The following is a 6,008-nucleotide window of genomic DNA, read 5'->3' as shown; positions in this document are numbered from 1 at the left end:
ACGGGGCGCAGCTGCGGCGGGTGCCGCCGCCGGCTCGTCACGAACACCCCGGGTCTTCTTCTTTTCCACGACGACAGACTTGGTCCGCCCGTGGCTGAAGCTCTGCCGGACGGTGCCCTGCTCGACCGTGCGCCGAAGAGTAAGGGTCTTCTTCGTGTTCACGCCCAGCGTCTTGTCGTCTGTGTTCTTCGTGTCGCTCATACCGTCTCATATCCTGCGGTGGCGAGCCGGCAAGGGGTCCGTCATGACCTGTTGCCGCCGCCACACTTCGTCTCGTGCGCGAACCGGCCGCGAGGGGTCGTGACGCGCTGTGATCCCGTCATCGGCCGGCAAGGGCCGGGCCGTCCTGGCGCCGGGCGTCACGCCCGGTCGGCCTTGCCGTTCTGCCGCCGGTGGTCAAACCACCCGTGGGCGAACGGCCGTCATGTCCGGTCAGACCGGCTCCCGGTCGTCCCCGCTGTCGGGCGACCCTTCCGATGCATCAAGATGCCGGCCGCGATAACGGGCCAGCATTTCAGCTCGGGTCAGGAAACTCTTGCTCGCACCGCCGGCAAGCAGTGCAGCATGTATCACATTTGCCCCGCCGAATGCCAAATCCAATTGCGGCAGGCCGAAGATTCCCTCGATCACGACAACGTGCGGGGCAACGGCGCCCTCCGGCCCCATCTCCGCAACCATCGCGGCGCGCCGCCGGATCGCCTGGCCGACCTTGCGGCGCCCGTCGTCGGCGGCCTCGGCGGCATGGATCACCGCCAGAACACCGCCGCCGGCCAGCGCCGTCGTCACCTTGCCGAAGCCGGCGATCGCCTGTCCGGCCTTGCGGGCCATGGACAGGGACGACAGCGCCGCCTCCTCCAGCATCCGGTCGAGGGTCGCCGGCAGATCCGGATCGATCTCGACCTCGGTGCGTAGCGCCCGCGCGAACAGGCGCTTCCTGACCGCCGTCTCCACGAGGTCGCGGCGGCAGCCGACCCAGGCGCCGCGGCCCGGAAGCCGCTCGCGCAGGTCGGGCATCACCCGCCCGGCCGGATCGGCCACGAAGCGGATCAGCCCCTCGGGCGGCTGCGCCTCCCGCGTGACGAGGCAGGTGCGCTCGCCGTCATCTCGCTCACGCGCCATCCGTCCCGCATCCCCTTGCCACCGGCCGACACCGCGCCATCAGGCGCGGGTCGCGGGCTCCTGCCCGGTCTCGGCATCCTCGGACACCTCTTCCCCGGCGTCCGCGTCAGCCTCGGCTTCGATCTCGACTTCGGCCTCGCCGTCGGTTTCCGTCTCGTCGTCCGCAACGTCATCCCCGGACGTCTCGTCCTCCGACACCTCCTCGGCGTCGGCCTCGATCCATCCGGCGGCGACACGGGCCGCCAGCACCATCGCCTCGGCGTCGGTGCGCGAGATCTCGAAGTCGGACAGCGCGCCCTTGAAGCGCTGGGTCTCGCCGTTCTTGCGCTCCGACCAGCCGACGAGATCGTCGGTGGCGCAGCCGGCCAGATCCTCGACCGTCAGCACGCCGTCCTTGCCGAGGGCGACCATCATCGCCGTGGTGATGCCGGGGATCTCGCGCAGCTCGTCGGCGACGCCGAGCGCGCGGCGCTCCTCGTCGCGGGCCTGTTCCTGGGCATCGAGGAATTCCGTGGCGCGGGCCTGGATTTCCTCGGCGGTCTCGGCGTCGAAGCCCTCGATGGTCGCGATCTCGCCGGTGTCGACATAGGCGAGTTCCTCGACCGAGCCGAAGCCTTCGGTGGCAAGCAGCTGGCCGACCACCTCGTCGACGTTGAGCGCTCCATGAACAGTTCGGTGCGCTCCTGGAATTCCTTCTGGCGGCGCTCGCTCTCTTCCTGCTCGGTCAGGATGTCGATGTCCCAGCCGGTGAGCTGCGAGGCGAGGCGCACGTTCTGGCCGCGACGGCCGATCGCCAGCGACAGCTGCTCGTCGGGCACCACCACCTCGATGCGTTCGGCGTCCTCGTCGAGCACCACCTTGGCGACTTCCGCCGGCTGCAGCGCGTTGACGATGAAGGTCGCCGCATCCGGGTTCCACGGAATGATGTCGATCTTCTCGCCCTGCAGCTCCTGGACCACCGCCTGGACGCGGCTGCCGCGCATGCCGACGCAGGCGCCGACCGGGTCGATCGAGGAATCCCGGGAGATCACCGCGATCTTGGCGCGCGAGCCCGGGTCGCGGGCGACCGACTTGATCTCGATGATGCCGTCGTAGATCTCCGGCACTTCCTGGGCGAACAGCTTGGCCATGAACTGCGGATGGGTGCGCGACAGGAACACCTGCGGCCCGCGCTGCTCGCGGCGCACGTCGTGGATCAGCGCCCGGATGCGGTCGCCGTAGCGGAAGGCCTCGCGCGGGATCAGCTCGTCGCGGCGGCAGATCGCCTCGCCGCGGCCGAGGTCGACGATGACGTTGCCGTATTCGACGCGCTTGACGACGCCGTTGATGACTTCGCCGATCCGGTCCTTGAACTCGTCGTACTGGTGGTCGCGCTCGGCCTCGCGCACCTTCTGCACGATCACCTGCTTGGCCGACTGGGCGGCGATGCGGCCGAAGTCGATCGGCGGCAGCGCCTCGGCGATGAAGTCGCCGATGCGGGCGCCGGGGTTGCGGTGCTGGGCCTCGGCCAGATCGATCTCGGTGGCGATGTTCTCGACCGTCTCGACGACCTGGAGCAGACGCTGCAGCTTGATCTCGCCGGTGCGGCTGTGGATCTCGGCACGCACGTCGGTTTCCTGGCCGTAGCGCGAGCGGGCCGCCTTCTGGATGGCGTCCTCCATCGCGGCGATCACGATCTGCCGGTCGATCGACTTCTCGCGGGCGACAGCGTCGGCGATCTGCAGCAGTTCCAGCCGGTTCGCACTCACAGCCATGACACTTCTTCTCCTTGTGGCTCGCGGGTTCCGGCGTGTTCAGGGCGGAACGGCCACGGGCGTCGTCCAGGTCTCTCGTCTTGCAGGTCCTGCGCGGCTGCCGCGCCGCGGATGCGGCGTCGCCGGCCGGCAGGTCAGCTCTTGCCGGCCTTCAGCGAGGCGCGGATCAGGGCGTCGTTCAGGACGAGGCGGACCTCGTCGATGGTGTTCAGCGGGAAGCGGACTTCCTGCGTGCCGTCTTCCAGCGGCTGGAGCATGCGCACGCCGCCGATGCCGTTCTCGACGGGAAGCAGCCAGCCGCGGAAGCGCTTGCGGCCGTTGAGCGGCACCGCGAGCTCGACCCGGACCTCGTGGTCGAACCAGCGCACGAAGTCGCTCTCGCGCACGAGGATGCGGTCCATGCCCGGCGAGGACACTTCCAGATGATAGGCGCGGTCGATCGGATCCTCGACGTCGAGCGCCGGCGAGATCGCGCGGCTCACCGCCTCGCAATCCTCCACCGTCATGGTGCCATCGGGCTTCTCGGCCATGATCTGCAGCGTCTTGCCGTTGAGGCCGGACAGGCGGACCCGCACCAGGCGGTAGCCGAGGTCGATCAGGATCGGGTCGATGATGTCGGCGACGCGCGCCTCCGGACCGGTCTCGCGGACGAGACGCGGTTCGTCGAGCGGAGCTTCGAAGCTTGCCGCCGTGCGCGGCATGTCGGCCAGACCGTCGAGGGTCTCGTCGTCGCCGGGCTCGATCCCGCTGTTGTCGTTGTCGCCGCTGTCGGTCATGCCGCCCGTCGTTCCGTCGCTCGTTCGATCTGCCGGCATCGCCTTCGCGCCTTGCCGGACACCCTGTGAGCCGATCCGGTTTGCCTAAGCCGAAAAGAGCGGGTCCCGGGGGAGCCCACTCTCAATCCGCTCTTTGAAGCGCATCAAGCTCTGATGAATGACCGCAATATACGCATCGGGCCGCGAAAATCAAGGCGGGGCGCGCAACCGCGGTTCAGCACGTCGCCGGTTGGGTGTCAGGCCCGGCGAAAGGTCAGGTAGGCGGGGGTGCGGCCCTCGCGCAGGGCCTTGGCCTCGTAGCGCGTGCCCGGCCATCCGGCAAAGGGCGTTGCCCAGTCAGAGGCGCGCGTCGCCGTCCAGGCAAACGCCGGATGGGCCCGGACGTGGCGCAGCGTCCAGTCCACATAGCTCGCAATGTCGGAGGCAAACTGGAACTGGCCGCCCGGTTTCAGGACCCGGGCGAAGCGGGCGACCGTGTCCGGGCCGACGAAGCGACGCTTCCAGTGGCGCTTCTTCGGCCAGGGGTCCGGATAGAGCAGGCTGATCCGGTCGAGGGAGGCGTCCGGCAGCACGTCCAGCACCCGCATCGCATCGGCGTCGGACAGGCGGATGTTGCCGATCCCGTGGCGGCCGATCTCCATCAGGGTCTTGGCCATGCCGTTGACGAAGGGCTCGACGCCGATGAAGCCGACGTCGGGCGCCTCCAGCGCCCGATGGATCAGATGCTCGCCGCCGCCAAAGCCGATCTCGAGGCGCACGGTGGACGGCCGGTGCGGAAACAGCGCGGCGAGATCCGGGATCGGAGCGGAGAGATCCAGGCCGAGCGCGGGATAGAGGTCGTCGAAGCGCGCGGCCTGCTGCTCGCGCAGCGGCCGGCCCTTGCGCCGCCCGAAGAAGGCGGCCGCGCGCGCCGCGCCGTCTTCGGCCGCGGCGGATGCGGGATGCGCCGCGTCGCCGTTGTCCCCCTCGCCCATCGGACCGCTCCCGCCGTCAGCCGATCGCGGCCCGGAGCGCCTCGACGAGGTCGGTCCGCTCCCACGAGAAGCCGCCGTCGGCGTCCGGCGCCCGGCCGAAGTGGCCGTAGGCGGCGGTGCGGGCGTAGATCGGCCGGTTGAGGCCGAGATGGGTGCGGATGCGCGCGGGGTGAGGCTCATCACATCTCTCAGCACGGTTTCGACCCGGGCCGGATCGACCGTGCCGCCGTCGTGCAGGTCGACGTAGAGCGCCAGCGGCTCGGCCACGCCGATCGCATAGGCGATCTGGATGGTGCAGCGCGACGAGAAGCCGGCGGCGACCACGTTCTTGGCGAGATAGCGCGCCGCATAGGCGGCCGAGCGGTCGACCTTGGTCGGGTCCTTGCCGGAGAAGGCGCCGCCGCCGTGGGGCGCCGCCCCGCCGTAGGTGTCGACGATGATCTTGCGGCCGGTGAGGCCCGCGTCGCCGTCGGGACCGCCGATCACGAACTTGCCGGTCGGGTTGACGTGCCAGATCGTGGCGTCGTCGACCCAGCCGTCCGGCAGGGTCGCGATGATGTAGGGCGTGACGAGGGCGCGGATGTCCTCCGAGGTCAGGCTCTCGTCGAGATGCTGGGTCGAGAGCACGATCTGGGTCGCTCGCACCGGCCGGCCATTCTCGTAGGCCAGCGTCACCTGGCTCTTGGCGTCGGGGCCGAGGGCCTTTTCCTGGCCCGACTTGCGCACGTCGGCGAGCCGCTTGAGGATGCCGTGGGCATAGTAGAGCGGCGCCGGCATCAACTCGGGCGTCTCGGTGCAGGCGTAGCCGAACATGATGCCCTGGTCGCCGGCGCCCTCGTCCTTCTCGCCGTTGGCATCGACGCCCTGGGCGATGTGGGCGGACTGCTCGTGGAGCAGGACCTCGATCTTCGCGGTCTCCCAGTGGAAGCCGTCCTGCTCGTAGCCGATGTCGCGGATCGCCTCGCGGGTCAGGCCCTCGATCCGGCCGATGATCTCGTCGGGACCGCGGACCTCGCCGGCGATCACCACGCGGTTGGTCGTCGCCAGCGTCTCGCAGGCGACGCGCGCCTCGGGCATGGCGGCAAGATAGGCGTCGACGATCGTGTCGGAGATGCGGTCGCAGACCTTGTCCGGGTGGCCTTCGGACACGGATTCGCTGGTGAACAGGTAGTTCTGCCGGGACATCGGGAAACCCCTCTATGAAACGCCGGTGCGCCGCCCTCGGCTGCGCGCGCACCCTTCTGGCAAGGCTTCGGGGAATAATCAAGCGCCCCCGGCGCGGCGTCATGCGCGCTGCCCCGGGGTTACGTGCGCTGGACGAGAACGGATTTGCCGGTCGGGCGCCGACCCTGGTTCAGGGAGCCCGTCAGAGGCGTGAACGGGAG

General features: G+C 69.6%; 3 protein-coding genes and 3 pseudogenes. All 6 read right to left on the bottom strand.

Translation table 11 applies throughout. The features are described from left to right. On the bottom strand, nucleotides 1–201 hold a 201-nt coding region (locus A6302_RS02435; RefSeq protein ID WP_141703370.1), incomplete at its 3' end, for a translation initiation factor IF-2 associated domain-containing protein. 231 nt (nucleotides 202–432) lie between these two features. Beyond that, nucleotides 433–1,119: an RNA-binding protein gene (locus A6302_RS02430; RefSeq protein WP_069305706.1), complete on the bottom strand. Its 687-nt coding sequence runs from the start codon at nucleotides 1,117–1,119 to the stop codon at nucleotides 433–435. A 39-nt stretch (nucleotides 1,120–1,158) separates the two neighbouring features. Continuing rightward, a pseudogene (gene nusA, locus A6302_RS02425) lies at nucleotides 1,159–2,873 on the bottom strand (transcription termination factor NusA). A 134-nt stretch (nucleotides 2,874–3,007) separates the two neighbouring features. Then, nucleotides 3,008–3,574, bottom strand: coding sequence for a ribosome maturation factor RimP (gene rimP / locus A6302_RS02420; RefSeq protein ID WP_069305712.1), 567 nt, complete (start codon nucleotides 3,572–3,574; stop codon nucleotides 3,008–3,010). A 311-nt stretch (nucleotides 3,575–3,885) separates the two neighbouring features. Beyond that, a pseudogene (trmB, locus tag A6302_RS02415) lies at nucleotides 3,886–4,395 on the bottom strand (tRNA (guanosine(46)-N7)-methyltransferase TrmB); the annotation flags it as partial. Nucleotides 4,396–4,639: 244 nt separating this feature from the next. Continuing rightward, nucleotides 4,640–5,808: pseudogene (gene metK, locus A6302_RS02410) on the bottom strand (methionine adenosyltransferase). Nucleotides 5,809–6,008 lie beyond the last annotated feature (200 nt).

Origin of the sequence: Methylobrevis pamukkalensis, assembly GCF_001720135.1 — a bacterium.
GTDB lineage: Bacteria > Pseudomonadota > Alphaproteobacteria > Rhizobiales > Pleomorphomonadaceae > Methylobrevis > Methylobrevis pamukkalensis.
This window is presented reverse-complemented; position numbering and strand designations above follow the sequence as displayed.